Genomic DNA, 21,575 nt, shown 5'->3' with positions numbered 1-21,575 from the left:
CGCTGCCGAGTAGCCTCGGCGGCGTGCTGCTGGCCTCGCTGTCCGCGACCGACACCGGTGAAGCGGTCCGGGTCGGCGACGCGACGCTCACCCGCAGCGACCTCGTCGGCGCCGCCACGTCGGTCGCCGAACGCGTGGCCCGGGCCGAGCGCGTCGCGGTGCTGGCGACGCCGTCGATCGCCACGGTGCTCGCGGTCACCGGCTGCCTGATCGCCGGTGTGCCCGTGGTGCCGGTGCCCGCCGACGTCGGGGCGGCCGAACGCCGGCACATCCTCACCGATTCCGGCGCCCAAGCTTGGCTGGGCGAACGACCCGAGAGCGACGAGGGCCTGCCGCACATCCCGGTCCGGCTGCACGCCCGGTCCTGGCACCGCTACGCCGAACCGCCGGCGGACGCGCCCGCGCTCGTCATGTACACCTCCGGCACCACCGGCCCGCCGAAGGGCGTGGTGCTCAGCCGCGCCGCGATCGCCGCCGGCATCGACGCGCTCGCCGAGGCCTGGCAGTGGACCGCCGACGACACGCTGGTGCACGGGCTACCGCTCTACCACGTGCATGGGCTGGTGCTGGGCCTGCTCGGCTCGCTGCGCATCGGCAACCGCTTCGTGCACACCGTCCGGCCGACCGCCGAGGCCTACGCGACAGCCGGCGGCACGCTGTACTTCGGCGTGCCGACCGTGTGGTCGCGGATCGTCGCCGACCCGGCCGCGGCCGAGGCGCTGCGCCCGGCGCGGCTGCTGGTGTCCGGCAGTGCGCCGCTGCCGGTCGGCGTGTTCGAGCGGTTGACCGAGCTGACCGGGCACGCGCCCGTCGAGCGCTACGGCAGCACCGAGACGCTGATCACGCTGTCGACGCGCGCCGACGGCGAGCGCCGGCCGGGCTGGGTGGGAATGCCGCTTGCCGGCGTGCGGACGCGGCTGGTCGACGACGACGGCGCCGAGGTCGCCCACGACGGCGAGACCGTAGCGCGGCTGGAGGTCCGGGCGCCCACCATGTTCGACGGCTACCTCAACCGGCCCGACGCCACCGCCGCGGCCTTCACCGACGACGGCTGGTATCGCACCGGCGACGTCGCCGTGGTCGACCGCGACGGCATGCACCGGATCGTCGGGCGGGAATCTGTCGACCTGATCAAGAGCGGCGGCTACCGCATCGGCGCCGGCGAGATCGAGACCGTGCTGCTGGGCCAGCCTGGCGTGCGGGAGGCGGCCGTCGTCGGCGTGCCCGACGACGACCTCGGCCAGCGGATCGTCGCCTACGTGGTCGGCGACGCCCCGCCCGCCGCGCTGATCGACGCGGTGGCGCAACAACTGTCGCGGCACAAGCGCCCGCGGGAGGTGCGGGTGGTCGACGCGCTGCCCCGCAACGCCATGGGCAAGGTGCTCAAGAAGGAGCTGATGCGCTGAGCCTGGCCGCGAAAGGACTAGTTGGCGTGTAGTGCCTCGTTGAGCGCGATGCCCTGCCCGTCGCGGGGCACCACCTCGACGGCGCCGGACACCGAGTTGCGCCGGAACAGCAGGTTGTTCGCGCCGGACAGCTCCCGGGCCTTGACGGTGGTGCCGTCGGGCGTCACGACCTTGGTGCCGGCGGTGACGTACAGCCCCGCCTCGACCACGCAGTCGTCGCCCAGCGAGATGCCCAGCCCGGCGTTGGCGCCCAGCAGGCAGCGCTTGCCGACGGAGATCACCTCGCTGCCGCCGCCCGACAGCGTGCCCATGATCGACGCGCCGCCGCCGATGTCGGAGCCGTCGCCGACCACCACGCCGGCCGAGATGCGGCCCTCGACCATCGAGCTGCCCAGCGTGCCGGCGTTGAAGTTGCAGAAGCCTTCGTGCATCACCGTCGTGCCGGGCGCGAGGTGGGCGCCGAGCCGCACCCGGTCGGCGTCGGCGATCCGCACGCCCGTCGGCAGCACGTAGTCGACCATGCGCGGGAACTTGTCGACGCCGTAGACGGTGACCGGTCCGCGGCGCCGCAGCCGGGCGCGCGCCAGCTCGAACCCCTCGACCGGGCAGGGGCCGTGGTTGGTCCACACCACGTTGGTCAGCAGCCCGAAGAAGCCCTCGGCGTTCAGCCCGTGCGGCGCGACCAGCCGGTGCGACAGCAGGTGGAGCCGCAGGTAGACGTCGTAGGCGTCGACGGCCTTGTCGTCCAGCGAGGCGATCACCGTGCGCACGGCGACGGTCTCGGTGTCGCGGTCCTCGTCGCGGCCGGTCAGCATCGCCAACGGCTCGGGCAGGTCGGCGATGGAGGCCTGCGTGGTGCCGGCGGGTTCGTCGGTGCCGGCATGGCCCAGCTCGGGTGCCGGGAACCACACGTCGAGGACGGTGCCGTCGGCGGCGAGGGTCGCCAGCCCGGTACCCACAGCGGTAGTCACGCTGCGCAAGGCTAGTCGACCGCTAGCGTGGGCAGTCGTGTTGGACCTCACCGATGACCCGATCGCGCTGACGGCCGCGTTGGTGGACATCCCGAGCGAATCGCGCCACGAGGCGCGCATCGCCGACGAGGTCGAAGCGGCGCTGCGGCGGCAGGCGCCCGGCTTCGAGGTGGTGCGCCACGGCGACGCGGTGCTGGCCCGCACCCACCTCGGGCGCCCGCAGCGGGTGCTCTTGGCCGGTCACCTCGACACCGTGCCCGCCGCGGGCAACGTGCCCAGCCGCCGCATCGTCACGGGGGAGGGCGACCTGCTCTACGGCTGCGGCACGTCGGACATGAAATCCGGCGACGCCGTGTTCCTGCACCTCGCCGCGACGATCACCGATCCGATGCACGACCTGACGCTGGTGTTCTACGACTGCGAGGAGATCGAGGCCAGCGCCAACGGGCTGAACCGCATCGAGCGCGAGCTCCCGGAGTGGCTCGGCGCCGACCTCGCCGTGCTCGGCGAGCCGTCGGGCGGGTACATCGAGGCGGGCTGCCAGGGCACGCTGCGGGTCGTGGTCCGCGCCGCCGGGACCCGGGCACACTCGGCGCGGTCCTGGCTGGGGGACAACGCCATTCACAAGCTCGGCGCGGTGCTGCAGCGGCTTGCCGAGTACCCGGCGCGGCAGGTGGACATCGACGGCTGCGTGTACCGCGAGGGACTCTCGGCGGTGCGCATCGACGGCGGCGTCGCCGGCAACGTCATCCCCGACGCCGCGTCGGTGACCGTGAACTACCGGTTCGCTCCTGACCGCACCCCGGCGCAGGCGCTCGAGCACGTGCACGAGGTGCTGACTGGCCTGGACGTCACGATCGAGCAGACCGACGCCGCCGCCGGCGCGCTGCCCGGCCTGCGGCAGCCCGCGGCGGCCGCGCTGATCGCCGCCGCCGGCGGTCAGGTCCGGGCGAAGTACGGCTGGACCGACGTCGCGCGGTTCGCCGCGCGCGGCATCCCGGCCGTCAACTACGGCCCCGGCGATCCGAACCTGGCGCACAAGGCCGACGAACACGTGGCCGTCGACGCGATCACCGCGACCACCGACGTGCTGCGCGCCTACCTCAGCCGCTGAATCTCGGCGCCCGCGCGGGCGTCACCCAGCCGCTCGGCCTGCCGCCAGGCCTGCACCGCGACCGCGCGCTGCCCGGTGCGCTCCGCGGTGCGCGCGGCGTCCCGGATGGCGGCGATCGCGGCATCGCGGTCGCCCAGCGCCGACGTGACCTGCGCGCGCGCCATCCCGAGCTCCGGGGCGAACAGCTGCGACTTGAGCCCGTGGCGGGCCTCCGCGCGGGCGAGCGCCTTGGCCGCGGCGACCGGATCGTTCGCCGCGCCCAGCGCGTGCGCCGACGTCATCAGCGCCAGCGGGCCCCACGAATAGCCGGTGCGCTCCAGCACGGCGGCCGGTGCTGCCACCAGGTCGGCGGCGTTCGCCGCGTCCCCGGCGTGCAGCCGCACGCGCGCCCGCAGCAGGGCCCCGATGGCCCGGCCCGGTTCGGTGCCGCCGTCCCCGAGCTCGTCGGCGATGCGCTGCGCGTCGGCCATCCGGTCGGCATGCAGCGCGGCGGTGATCCGCGCGAAGCCGACGGTGAAGCGCAGCAGCCCGGGGTGGTCGGCGTCCACCGCGCGGTGCGCCAGCGAGTCGACGTCGGCGACGCGTCCCATCCGGGCCGCGCACAGCGACGCCGCCGACGCCGCCCAACCCACCGCCTGCGCGGTGGCGACCGGCGACGACAGCACCTCGTCAGCCAGGGCCATCGACCGGTCCAGTGCTCCGGAGTTCATCGCGAACATCGCCGACAGCGCGTCGATGGTCAGCCGCGAGGGCTCGTCGAGCACCCGGTTGCGGATGTTGGCCAGGAACGCGGTGGCGCGCTCCGGTTCACTCAGCATCCAGAACTGGTTCGCGGCGCGCGGCAGCGTCCAGCTGATGAGGTCCTCGGGCGACAACGACGCCGGATCCACCTCGCCGAGCAGCGCGTCGGCCTCGCGGCCGCGGCCCTCCCACGCCAGCGCGGTGGCCTTGGACAGCCGCTCGGCCAGCGCGAGGTGTTCGGACGGCACGGCCGGATCGTATTGCGGCACCTCGCCGCCGGTGAGAAAACCGCCGAAGCTAGGTTGCGGGGCGTGTCCGAAGGAAACCGCCGCGACTGGGCGGTGTGCGTGTACTGCGCGTCGGTGCCCACCGACGCCGCGCTGCTCGACCTGGCCCGCCGAGTGGGGGAGGGCATCGCCGCGCGGGGCTGGACGCTGGTGTCCGGCGGCGGCAACGTCTCGGCGATGGGGGCGCTGGCCGACGGCGCCCGGTCGCGCGGCGGCCACACCGTCGGCGTCATCCCCAAGGCGCTGGTGCATCGCGAGGTCGCCGACACCGACGCCGACGAGCTGCTCGTCGTCGACACGATGCGCCAGCGCAAGCAGCTGATGGAAGACCGCGCCGACGCCTTCGTCACGCTCCCCGGCGGCATCGGCACGCTGGAGGAATTGTTTGAAACGTGGACAGCCGGATATCTCGGAATGCATGCCAAACCCGTCGTGCTCCTCGATCCGGAGGGGCACTATGACGGGCTGTGGGCCTGGTTGGTCGGCTTGCTGGACCGCGGCTACGTCACACCGGAGGCATTCGAACGCATCACGGTCACCCGTAACGTCGACGCGGCGCTCGCCGCGTGCGAGCCACCCGAACCCTTGAGTGCGGAAGGTCAGTGAGCATGTCTGAGCAGAAGACACGCAAATCCGTCGGCATCCTCGACATCGCGGTCCAGTTGCCGTCGATCGTGATGGACACGCCCACCATCGTCCAGGGGGTGCTCACCGGGTTCATGGCCCGACCGGGCGGCAGGACGTCGATCGGCAAGGTCTTCCAGGAGCGGGCGGCGCGCTACGCCGACCACCTCTTCATCCGCTTCGAGGACCAGCAGATCACCTACCGCGAGGCCAACGAGACGGTCAACCGGTACGCCGCCGTGCTGGCCGACCACGGCGTCGGCAAGGGCGACGTCGTCGGCGTCATGCTCAAGAACTCCCCGCACCCCGTACTGCTGATGCTCGCCACGGTCAAGCTCGGCGCCATCGCCGGCATGCTCAACTACAACCAGCGCGGCGACGTGCTCAAGCACAGCTTCGGGCTGCTCGAAGCCAAGGTCGTCGTCACCGACGACGAGTTCTGCGAGGCCATCGACGAGGCGGGCGCCGAAGCGGGCGAGCTGTTGACGCTCGGCGAGCTGGAGCGGCTCGCCGAGGGGGCGTCGACCAAGAACCCGGACGTGACCTCGACGCTGGTGGCAAAGGACAAGGCGTTCTACATTTTCACCTCCGGCACCACCGGCATGCCCAAGGCGTCGGTGATGACGCACTATCGCTGGCTGCGGGCGCTGGCCGGCTTCGGTGGCCTGGGCATGCGGCTGAACAGCAAGGACACCCTGTACTGCTGCCTGCCGCTGTACCACAACAACGCGCTGACGGTCGCGTGCTCGGCCGTGCTGAACGGCGGCGCGACGCTGGCCATCGGCAAATCGTTCTCGGCGTCGAAGTTCTGGGACGAGGTCATCCGCTACGACGCCACCGCCTTCGTCTACATCGGTGAGATCTGCGGCTATCTGCTCAACCAGCCGGAGCGCGACACCGACCGCAAGCACAAGGTGCGCGTGATCGCCGGCAACGGGCTGCGGCCGGCGATCTGGGATCAGTTCACCGAGCGGTTCGGCATCGAGCGGGTGTGCGAGTTCTACTCCGCCAGCGAGAGCAACACCGCGTTCCTCAACTTCTTCAACCTCGACAAGACCACCGGCATCTGCCCGTCGCCGGTCGCGTTCGTCGAATACGACCCCGACAGCGGCGAACCGGTCCGCGACGAGAAGGGCCGGGTGAAGAAGGTCAAGAACGGCGAAGCCGGTCTGCTGCTGTCCAAGGTGAGCAGCTTCCAACCCTTCGACGGCTACACCGACAAGGAAGCCACCGAGAAGAAGCTGGTGCGCAACGCCTTCAAGGACGGCGACGTCTGGTTCAACACCGGCGACCTGATGCGCTCGCAGGGCTTCGGTCACGCCGCTTTCGCCGACCGGCTCGGCGACACCTTCCGGTGGAAGGGCGAGAACGTCGCCACCACCGAGGTCGAGGCCGCGCTGTCGACCGACCCGAACGTGGAGGAGGCGACGGTCTACGGCGTCGAGGTCGAGGGCGCCGGCGGCAAGGCCGGGATGGCGGCCATCCAGCTCAAGGAGGGCAAGGAGTTCGACGGCAAGGCGCTGGCCAAGACCGTCTACGACAAGCTGCCGCCCTACGCGGTGCCGCTGTTCGTCCGCGTGGTCGACGAGCTGGCGCACACGTCGACGTTCAAGAGCCAGAAGGTGGAGCTGCGCAAGCAGGGCTACGGCGGCAACACCGGCGAGGGCGACGAGGACAGCGGCACGATCGAGGATCCGATCTACGTGCTCAAGGGTCGCGACGAGGGCTACGTCGAGTTCTACGACGAGTACCCGCAAGAGGTCGCGAACGGGTCCCGACCCAAGAACTGACGCCCGCCTAGCCTGGAGGAGTGCAGGAGACGTTTCGCGGCCGGCCGGTGCCCGCTGACCGGGCGTTGGTCATGGCGATCGTCAACCGCACGCCGGATTCCTTCTACGACCGGGGCGCGGCCTTCGACGACGACGCCGCCAAGGCCGCGGTCGCCCGGGTGGTCGCCGAAGGCGCCGACGTCGTCGACATCGGCGGTGTGAAGGCCGGCCCCGGCGACGCGGTCGACGCCGACGCCGAGATCGCGCGGGTGGTGCCGTTCATCGCCTGGCTGCGCGGCGAGTACCCCGACCAGCTGATCAGCGTCGACACCTGGCGCGCCGAGGTGGCCGACCAGGCGTGCCGCGCCGGCGCCGACCTGATCAACGACACCTGGGCGGGCGCCGACCCGGGGCTGGCAGCGGTGGCGGCCGCTCACGGCGCAGGGCTGGTGTGCTCGCACACCGGCGGCGCGGTGCCTCGCACCCGGCCGTTCCGCGTCCGCTACGGCGACACCGTGCGCGGCGTCGTCGACGACGTCCTGGCGGAGGTCTGCGCGGCGGCCGAACGGGCCGTCGCCGCCGGGGTGCCGCGCGACGGAATCCTCATCGACCCGACCCACGATTTCGGCAAGAACACCTTCCACGGGCTCGCTTTGTTGCGCCATGCCGAAGATCTTGTAAACACCGGATGGCCCGTCCTGATGGCCCTGAGCAACAAGGATTTCGTCGGGGAGACTCTGGGTGTGGGTTTGACCGAACGCCTCGAGGGCACGCTCGCCGCCACGGCGCTCGCCGCCGCTGCCGGTGTCCGGATGTTCCGCGTGCACGAGGTCGGACCCACTCGCCGCGTCCTGGAGATGGTCGCGGCGATCCAGGGCGTACGGCAGCCGGCGCGCACGGTGAGGGGACTGGCATGACGACATCACCGGATTTGGCGGACCACATGCTCGACAGTCGGTGGCTGCGCGAGCACAGCTGGGACCGGCCGACGTGGACGGTCGCCGAGCTGGCGGCCGCCAAGCGCGGGCGCACCATCTCGGTGGTGCTCCCGGCGCTCAACGAGGAAGACACCGTCGGCGCGGTGGTGCAGACCATCGCCCCGCTGCTCGGCGGGCTCGTCGACGAGCTGGTGGTGCTCGACTCCGGCTCCACCGACGACACCGGGATCCGCGCGGTGGCCGCCGGCGCTCGGGTGGTCAGCCGCGAGCAGGCGCTGCCGGAGGTGGCGCCGCAGCCGGGCAAGGGCGAGGTGCTGTGGCGCTCGCTGGCGGCGACCACCGGCGACATCGTCGTCTTCATCGACTCCGACCTGATTGATCCCGACCCGATGTTCGTGCCCCGGCTCGTCGGCCCGCTGCTGACCGTCGACGGTGTGCACCTGGTCAAGGGCTTCTACCGGCGGCCGCTGAAGGTCAGCGGCAGCGAGGACGCCAACGGCGGCGGCCGGGTCACCCAGCTCGTCGCGCGGCCGCTGCTGTCGGCGCTGCGCCCGGAGCTCGGCTGCATCTTCCAGCCGCTCGGCGGCGAGTACGCCGGCACGCGCGAGCTGCTGACGTCGGTGCCGTTCGCGCCCGGCTACGGCGTCGAGATCGGTCTGCTGATCGACGCTTACGACCGGCTCGGGCTCGACGGGCTCGCGCAGGTCAACCTCGGTGTGCGCACGCACCGCAACCGGCCGCTGACCGAGCTGGGCGCCATGAGCCGCCAGGTGATCGCCACGCTGCTCGCGCGGTGCGGCGTCGGCGACTCCGGAGTGGGGCTCACCCAGTTCTTCGCCGACGGTGACGGGTTCACGCCGCGGACCTCGCCGGTGCGGCTGGCCGACCGGCCGCCGATGAACACGCTGCGCCCGCGGTAGCCGGGTCGGTGCCGTAGGGCACTATCGGTGCCATGACCATGGTGCTGCTCTATCTGCTGGTCCTGGTTGCCGTTGCCGCGGTCGTCTTCCTGGTGGCCAGCGCGCTGTTCGGTCGCGGCGAGACGCTGCCGCCGCTGCCGCGCGGCACCACCGCGACGGCACTGCCGGCCATCGGCGTCACGGGCGCCGACGTGGCGGCGGTCCGCTTCTCCCAGGCGCTGCGCGGCTACAAGACCAGCGAGGTCGACTGGGTGCTCGACCGGCTGGGCACCGAGATCGATCTACTGCGCGCGCAGGTGGCTGCGCTGCGCGGCGAGACCGCCGACAGTTCGTGAGCGACGACGGCCGCGAGCGCTGCCCGTGGGCGTTGTCGGTCACCGGGGCGTCGGCGCAGCTCTACCGCGACTACCACGACACCGAATGGGGCCGGCCGCTGCACGGCCGCGACGCGCTGTTCGAGCGGATGTCGCTCGAGGCGTTCCAGAGCGGGCTGAGCTGGCTGACGATCCTGCGCAAACGCGACCACTTCCGGCGGGCCTTCGCCGGTTTCGACGTCGACGCGGTGGCCCGCTACACCGACGCCGACGTCGCCCGGCTGCTCGCCGACCCCGGGATCGTCCGCAACCGCGCCAAGATCGAGGCCACCGTCGCGAACGCCCGCACCGCCGCCGCGCTGGACGTCGACCTGTCGGAGCTGCTGTGGTCGTTCGCCCCGCCGCCCGGCCCGCGGCCCCTCACCATGGCCGAAATCCCAGCCGTAACACCGGAATCCACCGCGATGGCCGCCGAGTTGAAGCGGCGCGGCTTCCGCTTCGTCGGCCCCACCACCGCGTACGCGCTGATGCAGGCCACCGGCATGGTCGACGACCACCTGCAGTCGTGTTGGGTGCCGCCTGCGCGCAGCAGCGGCGATAGGGAACAATAGTGACGTTGTGTCATGAGTTCGGAGGGAGCCTCGATGGCCGCGATGAAGCCCCGGACCGGAGATGGTCCGTTGGAAGCAACCAAGGAGGGGCGGGGCATCGTCATGCGGGTACCACTGGAAGGTGGTGGCCGACTCGTCGTCGAACTCACCCCCGACGAGGCTTCAGCGCTCGGCGACGAACTGAAGAACGTCGTCAGCTGAGCCGCTGCGCCGACACCGCGCGGTAGACGTCGAGCGTCTGCGCGGCGATGTGCGCCCACGAGAACTCGTCGATGCAGCGCTGCCGCCCCGCCCGCCCGTAGGCCGCCGCCCGCTCCGGGTCGGCGAGCAGCGCGTTCACCGCCGCCGCCAGGGCTGAGGCGAACTCGGCCGGCCGATCGGCGTCGTAGGGGACGAGCAAGCCGGTCACGCCGTCGTCGACCACCTCGGGAATGCCGCCGACCGCCGAGGCCACCACGGCGGTGCCGCACGCCATGGCCTCGAGGTTGACGATGCCCAGCGGCTCGTACACCGACGGACAGACGAACACCGTTGCCGCCGAGAGGATCTCGCGGATCTTGTCGGTCGGCAGCATCTCGCGCACCCAGAACACGCCCGGCCGCGCCGCCGCCAGCTCGGCGACGGCCGCGCCCACCTCCGCGGCGATCTCCGGGGTGTCCGGGGCGCCCGCACACAGCACCAGCTGCGCGTCCGCGGCGAACTCGTGCGCCGCCGCGAGCAGGTGAGCCACCCCCTTCTGACGGGTGATGCGGCCGACGAAGGCGACGATCGGCCGGGTGCGGTCGATTCCCAGCTCGGAGAGCACCGACGTCTCCCCGGCCGGGGCGGGATACCACACGTCGGTGTCGATCCCGTTGCGTACCACGTGGACCCGCGCCGGGTCGAGCTCCGGATAGGTGACGAGCACGTCGTCGCGCATGCCGGAGCTGACGGCGATCACGGCGTCGGCCGCACCGAACGCCGTCCTCTCCACCCACGACGAGATCCGGTAGCCGCCGCCGAGCTGCTCGGCCTTCCACGGCCGGCGCGGTTCGAGCGAGTGCGCGGTCACCACGTGCGGGACGCCGTGCAGCAGCGCCGCGAGATGTCCGGCCATCCCGGTGTACCAGGTGTGGGAGTGCACCACGTCGGCGCCGCCGGCGGCGTCGGCCATCACCAGGTCCGCCGACAGCGTCGTCAACGCCGCGTTGGCGCCTGCGAGCGCCGGATCGGGTGCGGCGACGATGGCGTCGGGCCGCGGGGCGCCCATGCAGTGCACGTCGACCTCGCACAGCCGCCGCAACCGGCCGACGAGCTCCGTCACGTGCACCCCGGCGCCGCCGTACACCTCGGGTGGGTACTCCCGCGTCATCATCGCCACCCGCATGACGCCGACGGTAGTGCGCGCCCGCCCGCCGCGCGAGGGCCGGTCGTAAGGCGCCCGCACGCCCGCCGGGCGACCGCGAAACAGCGGGCCTACCCGGCGGTGAACGGCCCGAAACCGGTGTCCAACAGCGACGACACGTCGCACCGCAATCGGGGCGATTGGCTAGCCGCCGACAACCGCGGCCGATAGGTTTGGTGCCATGAGGGAAGCGCCACATGTGCTGGGAATCGTCCTGGCCGGCGGTGAGGGCAAGCGGCTGTATCCGCTGACGGCGGACCGGGCCAAGCCGGCGGTTCCCTTCGGCGGCGCCTACCGGCTGATCGATTTCGTGCTGTCGAATCTGGTGAACGCCCGCTATCTGCGTATCTGTGTGCTCACGCAGTACAAGTCGCATTCCCTCGACCGCCACATCTCGCAGAACTGGCGGCTTTCGGGCCTCGCCGGCGAGTACATCACCCCGGTGCCGGCGCAGCAGCGGCTCGGCCCGCGGTGGTACACCGGCTCGGCCGACGCGATCTACCAGTCGCTCAACCTGATCTACGACGAGGACCCCGACTACATCGTCGTCTTCGGCGCCGACCACGTGTACCGCATGGACCCCGAGCAGATGGTGCGCTTCCACATCGACAGCGGCGCCGGCGCCACCGTCGCGGGGATCCGGGTGCCGCGCAAGGAGGCGCATGCGTTCGGCTGCATCGACGCCGACGAATCGGGCAGGATCCGGGAGTTCGTGGAGAAGCCGGCGCAGCCGCCCGCGGTGCCCGACGACCCGGAGCAGACCTTCGCGTCGATGGGCAACTACATCTTCACCACCAAGGTGCTCATCGACGCCATCCGCGCCGACGCCGAGGACGACCACTCCGACCACGACATGGGCGGCGACATCATCCCCCGGCTGGTTGCCGACGGCATGGCCGCGGTGTACGACTTCAAGGACAACGAGGTGCCCGGCGCCACCGACCGCGACCGCGGCTACTGGCGCGACGTCGGCACGCTGGACGCCTTTTACGACGCCCACATGGACCTGGTGTCGGTGCACCCGGTGTTCAACCTCTACAACAAGCGCTGGCCCATCCGCGGTGAGTCGGAGAACCTGGCGCCGGCGAAGTTCGTCAACGGCGGATCCGCGCAGGAGTCGGTGGTCGGCGCCGGCAGCATCGTGTCGGCGGCGTCGGTGCGCAACTCGGTGCTGTCGTCGAACGTGGTGGTCGACGACGGCGCGATCGTCGAGGGCAGCGTGCTGATGCCGGGCTCCCGGGTGGGCCGCGGCGCCGTGGTCCGCCACGCGATCCTCGACAAGAACGTCGTCGTCGGGCCCGGCGAGATGGTGGGCGTCGACCTGGAGAAGGACCGCGAACGGTTCGCGGTGAGCGCCGGCGGGGTAGTCGCGGTGGGTAAGGGCACGTGGGTGTGAACCCGGTGGGAGGGAGACGGTGATGATGCGTCGACTGCTGCGGCTGGTGGTCACGTCGGTGGCGGTGTCGGTGGGGGCGCCGCTGTTCGTCGCGGCGGCCCCGGCCCACGCCGCGAACGGGGTGATCCTGCCGTTCTCCGCCTTCCCCCGCCGCTGCGACTGGAGCACCACCGCCGTGAGCCCGCGGCCGGCGCAAACCGGCAGCGGCACCGCCGTGGTCAACAGCGACGGCCACCAGGTGAGCGCCGACATCACCTTCCTCGGCGGCTACAACCTGCGCTTCGAGGCGCGGCTCATCCAGGTGCCGCGGCCGACCTCGGCGCCGTGCAACAGCGGCGCCGACCCCGGCGTCGCGGCCGGGGTGCTGCAGCTCAACGACGTCGGCCAAGGGTCGCTGACGCTGCGCGACACCATCGAGCCCGGCGCCACCGGCGTGTGGGTGTACCTGTTCCAGCCGAGCGACGAGACCCAGCAGGTCACCCAGTTCTTCTCCAGCGACCTCATCGCCCCGGTGTAGCTCACCGCAGGTCCCGGCGGCCGAACGCCGCCGCCCCCACGCCGCCCAGCGCCGCGCCCGCCGCGAGCAACACCACCAGTGGCGTGGCGCGGAAATCTGCGCCGACCCGAGGAGTGTGCGCGAACGGCACGAGGTCCAGCAGCCACTGCGGGGAGCCCGACAGCGAGCCCAAGAGGTACAGCGCGATCGCGGCGACCAGCACCGCCCAGGCGGCGGGCGCGAAGCGCGGCGCGATACCGAACAGCAGCACGCCGACGCCGACGAACAGCCACACGGCGGGCAGCTGCACCGCGGCGGTCGCGAGCACGTGCCGCAGCGCGCCGCCCACGTCGTTGGTCGCCGCGCCGTAGCTCAAACCGGCCGCCACCCCCGCGCACAGCAGGGCGGCCGCCGACGCCGCCACCGCGACCAGCACGTGGGCACCCAGCCACCGCCGCCGGGCGACGGCCGCCGACAGCACGGCCTCGGCGCGCTGCGCCGACTCCTCGGCGTGCGGGCGCAGCGTCAGCGACACCGCGCAGGCGGCCGCCACCATCGCGAGCATGATGAACGCGATGGTGATGAAGGCGTCCTCCAGCGCGTCGGTGCCGCCGAGGCGCTCGACGATGTCGCGGGTCGACGCGCCGCCGCCGATCTCGTCGCCGATGCCGTCGACCACGCTGCCGATCAGCAGCCCGTAGAGCGTCAGGCCGGTCGTCCACACCAGCACGGTGCCGCGGTTCAGCCGCCAGGCCAGGCTCAGCGGCCCGCGCAGGCCCGGGCCGGCGGTCGGTCGGCCGGCCCGCTCGGCGATCAGGCCGGCGCCGACGTCGCGGCGGGCCAGCAGCAGATAGGCCGCCGCCACCAGCAGCGCCGTGGCCACCAGGTGCAGCAGCAGGACCGGCCACCGGTCGCCGGCGAACGGCCGCACCTGCAGCGACCAGCCGAGCGGCGACAGCCACGACAGCGGGCCCGCACCGGCGTCACCGACCGCCCGCAGCACGAACGCCGTGGCGAGCACCGCGAACGCGGCCCCGCGGGCGGCGCGCGCGCCGGGCGACAGCTGGGCCGCCACCGCCGCGACGCCGGTGAAGACGAGGCCGCTGCCCGCGAGCGCGGCGCCGAACGCCCAGCCGCCCGCCGCGGCCACGTCGGTGGTGAGCAGCCCCAGCGCGCCGATCAGCCCGGTCGCCAGCGAGGCGCCCGCCGCGAGCAGCAGGGCGGCGGTCAGGCTCGCGTAGCGGCCGACGACGGTCGAGTCGAGCAGCTCGGTGCGGCCGGCCTCCTCGTCGGCCCGGGTGTGGCGGATGACGGTGAGGATGACCGCGACGGCGATCAGCAGGTGGAAGGCACCCGCCTTCCACAGGCTCACGGCGCCGAGGTTGGTGTCGTAGATCTGGCCGTAGAACGCGCGTTGCGCCGGGCTCGCCATGATGGTCGCCGCCAGCTGCGCCCGATCGGCCGCCGTCGGGTACGAGCTCTCGATGCTGGTGACGTACACCGTCGCCAGCGGCACCGACAGCAGCAGCACCCACAGCGGCGCCACCACCCGGTCGCGGCGGGCGTAGAGGCGCAGCAGCCCGGCGGTGCCGGTGAACGCCGAGCCTCGCGGCGGCACCTCGTGCGCCGGGTGGGGCCGCGACAGCACGGCGGTCATGCCGGCACCCCGCGGCGATGGTCGGCCACGTCGTAGTGGCGCAGGAACAGGTCCTCCAGCGTCGGCGGCTGGCTGATCAGGCTGCGCACCCCGGCGTCGCCGAGCGCCTTGACGAGCTCACCGAGGTGGGCGCCGTCGACCTGCGCGCGCAGCGTGTTGCCGTCGATCTCGATGTCGGCGACGTCGGCGAAGCGGCGCAGCTCTGCGGGGTCGCCGACGAGTTCGGCGGTGATGTCGGTCCGCGACAGGTGGCGCATCTCCGCCAGCTCGCCCGTCTCGACGGTGCGCCCGGCGCGGATGATCGTGACGCGCCGGCACAGCGCCTCGGTCTCGGCGAGGATGTGGCTGGAGAGCAGCACCGTCGTGCCGCGGTCGCGGGCCTCGGCGACGCACTGCCGGAACACGTTCTCCATCAACGGATCGAGGCCGGTGCTCGGCTCGTCGAGCAGCAGCAGCCGGGCGTGCGACGAGAAGGCGGAGATCAGCGAGACCTTCTGCCGGTTGCCCTTCGAGTAGGTGCGGCACTTCTTGGTCGGGTCGAGGGCGAACCGCTCGACGAGTTCGTCGCGGCGTGCGGTGTCGATGCCGCCGCGCAGCCGCGCCAGCAGGTCGATGGTCTCGCCGCCGGTGAGCGACGGCCACAGCGTGACATCGCCGGGGACGTAGGCGATCTCGCGGTGCAAGGCCACCGCGTCGCGCCACGGGTCGCGGCCGAGCACCCGGACGTCGCCGCCGTCGGCGCGGACCAGTCCGAGCAGGACGCGGATGGTGGTGGACTTGCCGGCGCCGTTGGGGCCGAGGAAGCCGTGCACCTCGCCGTCGCCGACGGTGAGGTCGAGCCCGTCGAGCGCCCGGACCGAGCCGAACGTCTTGACGAGCCCGCGGACGTCGATGGCTGTCATGGGGACTCCTCCTGGGATGTGGGGATGGGTTTGCCGCTGGCCCGCTGGGCCAGGAACGCCTCGTACATCGTCGAATCGGTCAGCAGCCCGTGGGTGTAGACCTCCAGCGCGGGCAGCGTCATGTCCTGGGCGTAGTCGTGCAGCACCGCGCGGACGTCGTGCGGCGTCTCGTGCAGCTGCAGGTACAGCAGGAACGCGCCGCCGCCGGTGAGCGCCAGGAAGCGGGCGCGGGCCTTCGGGTCGGGGCTGGGCCGGAGGGTGCCGGCCTGCACGCCGTCGGCCAGGTACTTCTCGGCGTTGTCGATCATGGTGCGCCACAACGACGTCGAGAGCTCGCCGCCGGTCTGCAGGCTGCGCACCAGGTAGCTCATCGCCGGCGCGAACGACTCCAGTTGCGCCAGCTGCCCGAGCCAGGTGGCGGGATCGGCGTGCTGCATCGACTCGGTCTTGAGGTCGCGCACCGTGTCGGCGACGTAGGCGTCGCACGCCCGCCGGAGCCCCTCCTTGGAGCCGAAGTGGTGCATCACCAGCGCCGGGCTGACGTCGGCGGCAGCCGCGATGGCCCGCACGCTCACCGAGAAGCCGTGCGCACCGAACTCCGCCAGCGCGGCGTCGCGGATCCGGGCCACCGCGGTCAGATCGTCGGCTGAACGCATGTTCAATACGCTAAACGCGCGTTCAGCCCGTCGTCAAGACTTGCGCCGAAATCGCATTCCCGGTCGTCAAACGGCCCGATCAACGACCGGGAATTCGGTTTCGGCGCACATCGCGCACTTCGGCGCTCATCGGCGAGCCAGGTACGAGCCGGGTGATCAGTAGCGCGCGGCGGCGAGGATGCCGTCGCCGAGGGGGAGCAGGACGGGAGTCAGCCGCTCGTCCTCGGCGATCAGCCGCGCCGCCTCACGCACCGCGGCCACCTCGGCGTCACGCGCGTCCGGATCGGCCGCCCGGCCGCCCAGGGCCGCACGGTGCACCACGATCGCGCCGCCGGGCCGCAGCAGCCGGATGCCCTCGACGACGAAGGCGGGCTGATCGGTCGGATCGGTGTCGATGAACACCAGGTCGTAGGACTCGTCGGCGAGCCGCGGCAGCACCTCCTGCGCCCGGCCGCCGATCAGCCGGGTGCGCGACGGCCCGATGCCCGCCTCGCTGAACGCCTGCTTCGCCAGCCGCAGGTGCTCGGGCTCGGCGTCGATGGTCGTCAGCACGCCGTCATCGCTCATCCCAGACAGCAGCCACAGCCCGCTCACCCCGGCGCCGGTGCCCAGTTCGACGACGGCCCTGCCGCCGGAGAGCCGCGTCAGCATGGCCAACAGCGCCCCGACGGCGGGGATCACCGCGCCCGCTCCGGCGTCGACGGCACGCTCGCGGGCCGCCGCGACGATCGCGTCCTCGCTTATCGATTCCTCGGCGTGCGCCACCAGGACGTCTGCCCGGCTCCGGTTGTCAGCGGCCATTTCCGCAGCGTAGAACCCGCGGCCGGGCCGGGCGGGTCAGGCGCGCCGCCGCCGGCTTTCTCAGGGAAAGCTCAGTCGGCTCATATGGCCACCACACGCCGGTAGGGAACGGTGAGCTCATGTCAACAGCGCCGGGGAATACCGGCCATGTCATTCCGGTTGCCCCCGGTGTCGGACCCGCCGACGGCGGGTATCCGACGCTGCGTCCCGGGCCGGTCCCGGACGCCGAAGCTCAGGAGGACGTCACGACCAGCACCACCGGGCAGGTGCGCCCGGCCGACAGCGACTCGCCGTGGGGCGAACCAGCCGACGAACTGCAGGGCACGGCGGTGTTCGACGCCACCGGCGACAAGTCCACCATGCCGTCGTGGGACGAGCTGGTCCGCCAGCACGCCGACCGCGTCTACCGGCTTGCCTACCGGCTGTCGGGCAACCAGCACGACGCCGAGGACCTCACCCAGGAGACCTTCATCCGGGTGTTCCGGTCGGTGCAGAACTACCAGCCCGGCACGTTCGAGGGCTGGCTCCACCGCATCACCACGAACCTGTTCCTCGACATGGTCCGCCGCCGTGGCCGTATCCGCATGGAGGCGCTGCCCGAGGACTATGACCGGGTGCCCGCCGAGGACCCGAACCCCGAGCAGATCTACCACGATTCGCGGCTCGGTCCCGACCTGCAGGCCGCGCTCGACTCGCTGCCGCCGGAGTTCCGCGCGGCCGTCGTGCTGTGCGACATCGAGGGGCTGTCCTATGAGGAGATCGGCGCGACGCTGGGCGTCAAGCTGGGCACCGTGCGGAGCCGCATCCACCGCGGTCGTCAAGCGCTGCGCGACTACCTCGCCGCCCACGGCATCGACGCGGCGGCCATCGCCGAACCGGCCTGATCGGCGAACCGCCGGCTCGACCCGCGCTACATTCGAGGACGGTCGCAGAGGAGGGAAGCCATGGCAGAACGGCCCGAACTGTTCCGGCGCGCCTTCTCGTGGCTCCCCTCGCACTTCGCCTCGCAGAGCGATGCGCCGGTCGGCGCGCCGCGGCAGTTCAGCTCCACCGAGCACCTGTCCACCGAGGCCGTCGCGGCGTTCGTCGACGGCGAACTGCGCATGAGCGCCCACCTGCGCGCCGCCCACCACCTGTCCATCTGCCCGGACTGCGCCGCGGAGGTCGACGCCCAGCGCCAGGCTCGTGCCGCCCTGCGCGACTCCAGCCCGGTGGCCGTCCCGTCGTCGCTCCTCGGACTGCTGTCGCAGATCCCGCATCAGCCGCTGCCCGAACCCGACGACGTGCCCGGCCCGGCGCCGTCCCGGCTGCATCGCGACCGGCGCAAACGCCGGTAATCTGACAACGAGGCCGACGCACGCGTCGGAAAGCCGAGCTGGGAACCCGGGTTCCCCTCAGAGCGCGCGGAAGAGGATCAGTTGACCTCAACACAACACAGCACCAACGGTGGCCCGCGGCCGCCGCAGGACGGCGAGACGCGGCCCCGGCTGGCCCCGCGGCCGGTGTACCGCCCGCCGGTCGACGGTGCGTCCCAGCGGGCGTTCGGCCGGCCCGACGGCTTCCGCGGCTCGTTCCTCGAAGAGTCGAAGTACCGCGATCAGGGCGAGTTCACCCCGCGTAACGCGCCACCGGACCCGGTGCTGGCCGAGGCCTTCGGTCGGCCGTACCGGGGCGGCGAGTCGTTGCAGCGCCACCCGATCGATGCCGGCGCGCTGGAGGCCGAGCGTGACGGCGACGACGGGATCGCCGCCGATCCGTGGCGGGATCCGCAGGCGCCCGTCTCGCTGGGCCGGCCCGCCGTCCCCGAGACGGCGCCCGCCGCCGCCGCCCCACCTCCCACCAAGCTCGGCGTGCGCGAGGTGCTGTTCGGGCGCCGGGTGTCCTACCGTGCGCTCGGCGTGCTCGCGCTCGTCGCGCTGCTGATCGGCGTCGTCGGCGGGTTCCTGGGCAACCGCACGTCCGACACCGTCGCCGCGCTGACGAAGTCGAAGATCACGCTGTCCACCGCGGGCGGCGACGAGCCCCCGGCGGGCCGGTTCGCGAACGTGGCATCGGCCGTGTCGGATTCGGTGGTCACGGTGCAGGTGATGAGCGACAAGGAGGCCGGTTTCGGCTCGGGCGTCGTGGTCGACGGGCGCGGCTACATCGTCACCAACAACCACGTCGTCCAGCAGGCGGTCGACCAGCCCGCGCAGTTCAAGACCACCGTGGTGTTCGCCGACGGCAAGGAGGTGCCGGCCAACCTGGTCGGCCACGACCCGGCCACCGACATCGCGGTGCTCAAGGTCGACAACGTCGACAACCTGACGGTCGCCCGGCTCGGCGACTCCAGCCAGGTGCGGGTCGGCGACGAAGTCATCGCCGTCGGGTCGCCGCTCGGCCAGCGCGGCCTGCGCAGCACCGTCACCCACGGCATCATCAGCGCGCTCAACCGGGCCGCCGCCACCGACGCCGACACCGTCATCAACGCGGTGCAGACCGACGCGCCGATCACCCACGGCAACTCCGGCGGCCCGCTCATCGACATGCAGTCCCGCGTGATCGGCATCAACACCGCGGGCCGCGACGACGCCGCCGGGCTGAACTTCGCGGTCGTGGTGGACGAGATGAAGCGGGTGTCCGAGGCGCTGATCAACAACGGCAAGGTGGTCCATCCGTGGCTGGGCGTCAACACCAAGACGGTCAGCAACGCGGTCGCCTCCGGCGCCGAGGTGGAGAACGTCAAGGCCGGCAGCCCGGCCGATCGGGCCGGCATCCGGGAGAACGACGTCGTCGTCAAGGTGGGCAACCGGCAGGTCGGCGACGGCGACGAGTTCGTGGTTGCGGTCCGGCAGCTCACCATCGGCCAGGACGCCCCCATCGAGGTCATCCGGGAGGGCCGGCCGGTCACGCTGACCGTCAACCCCTCGGCGCCGGCCTAGCGGGCGACCGTGTTCTCCAACATCGGCTGGGGCGAGCTGCTCGTGCTGCTCATCGCGGCGCTGGTGATCCTCGGTCCCGAGCGGCTGCCGGGCGCGGTCCGCTGGACGAGCGACGCCGTGCGGCAGGCCCGCGACTTCATCAGTGGTGCGACGACCAACCTGCGCGACGAGTTCGGTCCCGAGTTCGACGACCTGCGGGAGCCGCTCGCCGAACTGCAGAAACTGCGGGGGATGACGCCGCGCGCCGCGATCACCAAGCACCTGCTCGACGGCGACGACTCGCTGTTCACCGGCAATTTCGACCGCTCGTCGGCACCGCCGCCACCGGTTCCGCCGCCGCCCGCGGCACCAGTCGTTCCGCCGCCCGCGGCGCCAGTCGTTCCGCCGCCCGCGGCGTCAGTCGATCCGCCGCCCGCGGCGCCCGTCGATCCGCCGCCCACGGCGGGGGGCACGCCGTACGACGGGGACGCAACCTGACGCGTCAGCGCCCCGCGGGATCGAGTCCCAGCGACATGCCGGCCAACCCGCGCCGGCGAGACGACAGGGCGTCGGCGATGCTGCGCAGCTCCTTGCCGGCGGCCGAGTCGGGCGCCGACAGCACCAGCGGCATCCCCGAGTCGCCCGCGCTCACCAGCGCCGGGTCCAGCGGCACCTGACCGAGCAGCGGCACGTCGGCGCCGACCGCGCGGGTCAGCCGCTCGGCGACCTGCCGGCCGCCGCCCTCGCCGAAGAGCTGCATGGTCGTGCCGTCGGGCAGCAGCAGCCCGGACATGTTCTCGACGACGCCGACCACCCGCTGACGGGTCTGCAGCGCAATGGCGCCAGCACGCTCGGCGACCTCGGCGGCCGCGAGCTGCGGCGTGGTGACCACCAGGATCTCGGCGCCCGGGATCAGCTGGGCCACCGAGATCGCGACGTCGCCGGTGCCGGGCGGCAGGTCGAGCAGCAGCACGTCGAGGTCGCCCCAGTACACGTCGGCCAGGAACTGCTGCAGCGCCCGGTGCAGCATCGGCCCGCGCCACACCACCGGCGTGTTGCCTTGGGTGAACATCGCGATGGAGATGACGCGCACGTCGTGGGCGATCGGCGGCAGGATCATCGACTCGACCTGCGTCGGCCGGTCGGTGGTGCCCATCATGCGCGGCACGGAGTGGCCGTAGATGTCGGCGTCGAGCACCCCGACCGAGAGCCCCCGCGCCGCCATCGCCGCCGCGAGGTTGACGGTGACGCTGGACTTCCCGACGCCGCCCTTGCCCGACGCCACCGCGTACACCCGCGTCAACGAGTTCGGCTGCGCGAACGGGATCACCGGTTCCCGGGCGTCGCCGCGCAACAACTTGCGCAGCTCGGTGCGCTGCTCGTCGTTCATCACGTCGAGCTCGACCGTGACCCGCGCGGTGCCCGGCACGTCGGTGACCGCGGCGACCACGCGCTCTTGGATCTCGGACTTCTTCGGGCAGCTGGCGGTGGTGAGGTAGATCCCGACGGCGACGTTGTGGTCGGCGTCGATCGCGATGCTCTTCACCATGCCGACCTCGGTGATCGGCCGGCGCAGCTCCGGATCGACCACCTTGGCGAGCGCGGCGCGGACGGCGGCCTCGGTGGGCGGCGCGGGCTGAGCGGAATGAGGAGGCATGGTGCCGCCCAGTCTAGAGGTGGCGCGCGGG

Annotated in this window: 23 protein-coding genes; 15 read left to right on the top strand and 8 right to left on the bottom strand. The window is 72.3% G+C overall.

Going from position 1 to position 21,575, the window contains the following annotated elements:
* Positions 1-23: 23 nt before the first annotated feature.
* A complete protein-coding gene (locus LV457_RS00575) occupies positions 24-1,406 on the top strand; it encodes an acyl-CoA synthetase (RefSeq protein ID WP_232168394.1) in 1,383 nt (460 codons plus the stop codon).
* Positions 1,407-1,423: 17 nt separating this feature from the next.
* Here the strand turns inward: LV457_RS00575 and dapD are convergent, their stop codons facing one another.
* Positions 1,424-2,386 carry a 2,3,4,5-tetrahydropyridine-2,6-dicarboxylate N-succinyltransferase gene (dapD, locus tag LV457_RS00570; RefSeq protein WP_232168393.1) on the bottom strand — a complete coding sequence of 321 codons (963 nt, stop codon included), beginning with the start codon at positions 2,384-2,386 and terminating at the stop codon, positions 1,424-1,426.
* Between the two features lie 28 nt (positions 2,387-2,414).
* Here dapD and dapE point away from each other — a divergent pair, with 28 nt between their 5' ends.
* The gene (gene dapE / locus LV457_RS00565) at positions 2,415-3,491 is read left to right on the top strand and encodes a succinyl-diaminopimelate desuccinylase (protein WP_232168392.1); all 1,077 of its coding nucleotides are present in this window, start codon (positions 2,415-2,417) and stop codon (positions 3,489-3,491) included.
* On the opposite strand, the gene LV457_RS00560 is transcribed toward dapE, so the two are convergent.
* A complete protein-coding gene (locus LV457_RS00560; protein WP_232168391.1) occupies positions 3,476-4,480 on the bottom strand; it encodes a hypothetical protein in 1,005 nt (334 codons plus the stop codon). The two genes, dapE and LV457_RS00560, sit on opposite strands and share 16 nt — an antisense overlap.
* Positions 4,481-4,543: 63 nt before the next feature.
* On the opposite strand from LV457_RS00560, the gene LV457_RS00555 reads away from it, so the two are divergent.
* The 7 genes from LV457_RS00555 (at position 4,544) to LV457_RS00525 (ending at position 9,896) form a co-directional block, all read left to right on the top strand.
* Positions 4,544-5,125, top strand: a complete 582-nt coding sequence (locus LV457_RS00555) for a TIGR00730 family Rossman fold protein (protein ID WP_232168390.1) — start codon at positions 4,544-4,546, stop codon at positions 5,123-5,125.
* A 2-nt stretch (positions 5,126-5,127) separates the two neighbouring features.
* Positions 5,128-6,933 (top strand): long-chain-acyl-CoA synthetase FadD6, encoded by a 1,806-nt coding sequence (fadD6, locus tag LV457_RS00550; protein ID WP_232168389.1) that lies wholly within the window; start codon positions 5,128-5,130, stop codon positions 6,931-6,933.
* Between the two features lie 71 nt (positions 6,934-7,004).
* Positions 7,005-7,829, top strand: a complete 825-nt coding sequence (folP, locus tag LV457_RS00545; RefSeq protein ID WP_232169177.1) for a dihydropteroate synthase — start codon at positions 7,005-7,007, stop codon at positions 7,827-7,829.
* Positions 7,826-8,770 (top strand): glucosyl-3-phosphoglycerate synthase, encoded by a 945-nt coding sequence (locus tag LV457_RS00540; protein WP_232168387.1) that lies wholly within the window; start codon positions 7,826-7,828, stop codon positions 8,768-8,770. The genes folP and LV457_RS00540 overlap by 4 nt, the downstream gene beginning before the upstream one ends.
* Positions 8,771-8,802: 32 nt before the next feature.
* Positions 8,803-9,105 (top strand): DivIVA domain-containing protein, encoded by a 303-nt coding sequence (locus LV457_RS00535; RefSeq protein WP_374198679.1) that lies wholly within the window; start codon positions 8,803-8,805, stop codon positions 9,103-9,105.
* On the top strand, positions 9,102-9,695 hold the full coding sequence (locus tag LV457_RS00530) for a DNA-3-methyladenine glycosylase I (protein WP_232168386.1): 594 nt from the start codon (positions 9,102-9,104) through the stop codon (positions 9,693-9,695). The genes LV457_RS00535 and LV457_RS00530 overlap by 4 nt, the downstream gene beginning before the upstream one ends.
* A gap of 33 nt (positions 9,696-9,728) precedes the next feature.
* Complete coding sequence (locus tag LV457_RS00525; RefSeq protein WP_232168385.1) at positions 9,729-9,896, top strand: DUF3117 domain-containing protein; 168 nt, start codon at positions 9,729-9,731, stop codon at positions 9,894-9,896.
* Here the strand turns inward: LV457_RS00525 and glgA are convergent.
* Positions 9,889-11,061, bottom strand: coding sequence for a glycogen synthase (gene glgA / locus LV457_RS00520; RefSeq protein ID WP_232168384.1), 1,173 nt, complete (start codon positions 11,059-11,061; stop codon positions 9,889-9,891). The genes LV457_RS00525 and glgA overlap by 8 nt on opposite strands.
* A gap of 199 nt (positions 11,062-11,260) precedes the next feature.
* Between glgA and glgC the strand changes: the two genes are divergently transcribed.
* Entirely contained in the window at positions 11,261-12,475 is a 1,215-nt protein-coding gene (gene glgC / locus LV457_RS00515; protein ID WP_232168383.1) for a glucose-1-phosphate adenylyltransferase, read from the top strand.
* 22 nt (positions 12,476-12,497) lie between these two features.
* On the top strand, positions 12,498-12,992 hold the full coding sequence (locus tag LV457_RS00510; protein ID WP_232168382.1) for a hypothetical protein: 495 nt from the start codon (positions 12,498-12,500) through the stop codon (positions 12,990-12,992).
* A gap of 1 nt (position 12,993) precedes the next feature.
* Here LV457_RS00510 and LV457_RS00505 read toward each other — a convergent pair whose 3' ends face one another.
* The 4 genes from LV457_RS00505 to LV457_RS00490 all read right to left on the bottom strand — a co-directional run bounded on the left by LV457_RS00505 (position 12,994) and on the right by LV457_RS00490 (position 16,987).
* Positions 12,994-14,628 carry an ABC transporter permease gene (locus tag LV457_RS00505; protein ID WP_232168381.1) on the bottom strand — a complete coding sequence of 545 codons (1,635 nt, stop codon included), beginning with the start codon at positions 14,626-14,628 and terminating at the stop codon, positions 12,994-12,996.
* Entirely contained in the window at positions 14,625-15,530 is a 906-nt protein-coding gene (locus LV457_RS00500; RefSeq protein ID WP_232168379.1) for an ABC transporter ATP-binding protein, read from the bottom strand. Before LV457_RS00500 ends, LV457_RS00505 begins: the two co-directional genes overlap by 4 nt.
* The gene (locus tag LV457_RS00495) at positions 15,527-16,186 is read right to left on the bottom strand and encodes a TetR/AcrR family transcriptional regulator (protein WP_232168378.1); all 660 of its coding nucleotides are present in this window, start codon (positions 16,184-16,186) and stop codon (positions 15,527-15,529) included. The genes LV457_RS00500 and LV457_RS00495 overlap by 4 nt, the downstream gene beginning before the upstream one ends.
* Before the next feature lie 156 nt (positions 16,187-16,342).
* On the bottom strand, positions 16,343-16,987 hold the full coding sequence (locus LV457_RS00490) for an O-methyltransferase (RefSeq protein ID WP_232168377.1): 645 nt from the start codon (positions 16,985-16,987) through the stop codon (positions 16,343-16,345).
* Between the two features lie 119 nt (positions 16,988-17,106).
* Here LV457_RS00490 and sigE point away from each other — a divergent pair, with 119 nt between their 5' ends.
* The 4 genes from sigE to tatB all read left to right on the top strand — a co-directional run bounded on the left by sigE (position 17,107) and on the right by tatB (position 20,385).
* Positions 17,107-17,871 carry an RNA polymerase sigma factor SigE gene (gene sigE / locus LV457_RS00485; protein WP_255701581.1) on the top strand — a complete coding sequence of 255 codons (765 nt, stop codon included), beginning with the start codon at positions 17,107-17,109 and terminating at the stop codon, positions 17,869-17,871.
* Between the two features lie 60 nt (positions 17,872-17,931).
* Complete coding sequence (gene rseA / locus LV457_RS00480; protein ID WP_232168376.1) at positions 17,932-18,324, top strand: anti-sigma E factor RseA; 393 nt, start codon at positions 17,932-17,934, stop codon at positions 18,322-18,324.
* Between the two features lie 81 nt (positions 18,325-18,405).
* Positions 18,406-19,908 (top strand): S1C family serine protease, encoded by a 1,503-nt coding sequence (locus LV457_RS00475; protein WP_305071235.1) that lies wholly within the window; start codon positions 18,406-18,408, stop codon positions 19,906-19,908.
* A 9-nt stretch (positions 19,909-19,917) separates the two neighbouring features.
* The gene (gene tatB / locus LV457_RS00470; protein WP_232168375.1) at positions 19,918-20,385 is read left to right on the top strand and encodes a Sec-independent protein translocase protein TatB; all 468 of its coding nucleotides are present in this window, start codon (positions 19,918-19,920) and stop codon (positions 20,383-20,385) included.
* Between the two features lie 4 nt (positions 20,386-20,389).
* Here tatB and LV457_RS00465 read toward each other — a convergent pair whose 3' ends face one another.
* Positions 20,390-21,544, bottom strand: a complete 1,155-nt coding sequence (locus LV457_RS00465; protein ID WP_232168374.1) for an Mrp/NBP35 family ATP-binding protein — start codon at positions 21,542-21,544, stop codon at positions 20,390-20,392.
* Positions 21,545-21,575 lie beyond the last annotated feature (31 nt).

This window comes from Mycobacterium sp. MYCO198283, from assembly GCF_021213805.1.
Classification (GTDB): Bacteria; Actinomycetota; Actinomycetes; order Mycobacteriales; family Mycobacteriaceae; genus Mycobacterium.
This window is presented reverse-complemented; position numbering and strand designations above follow the sequence as displayed.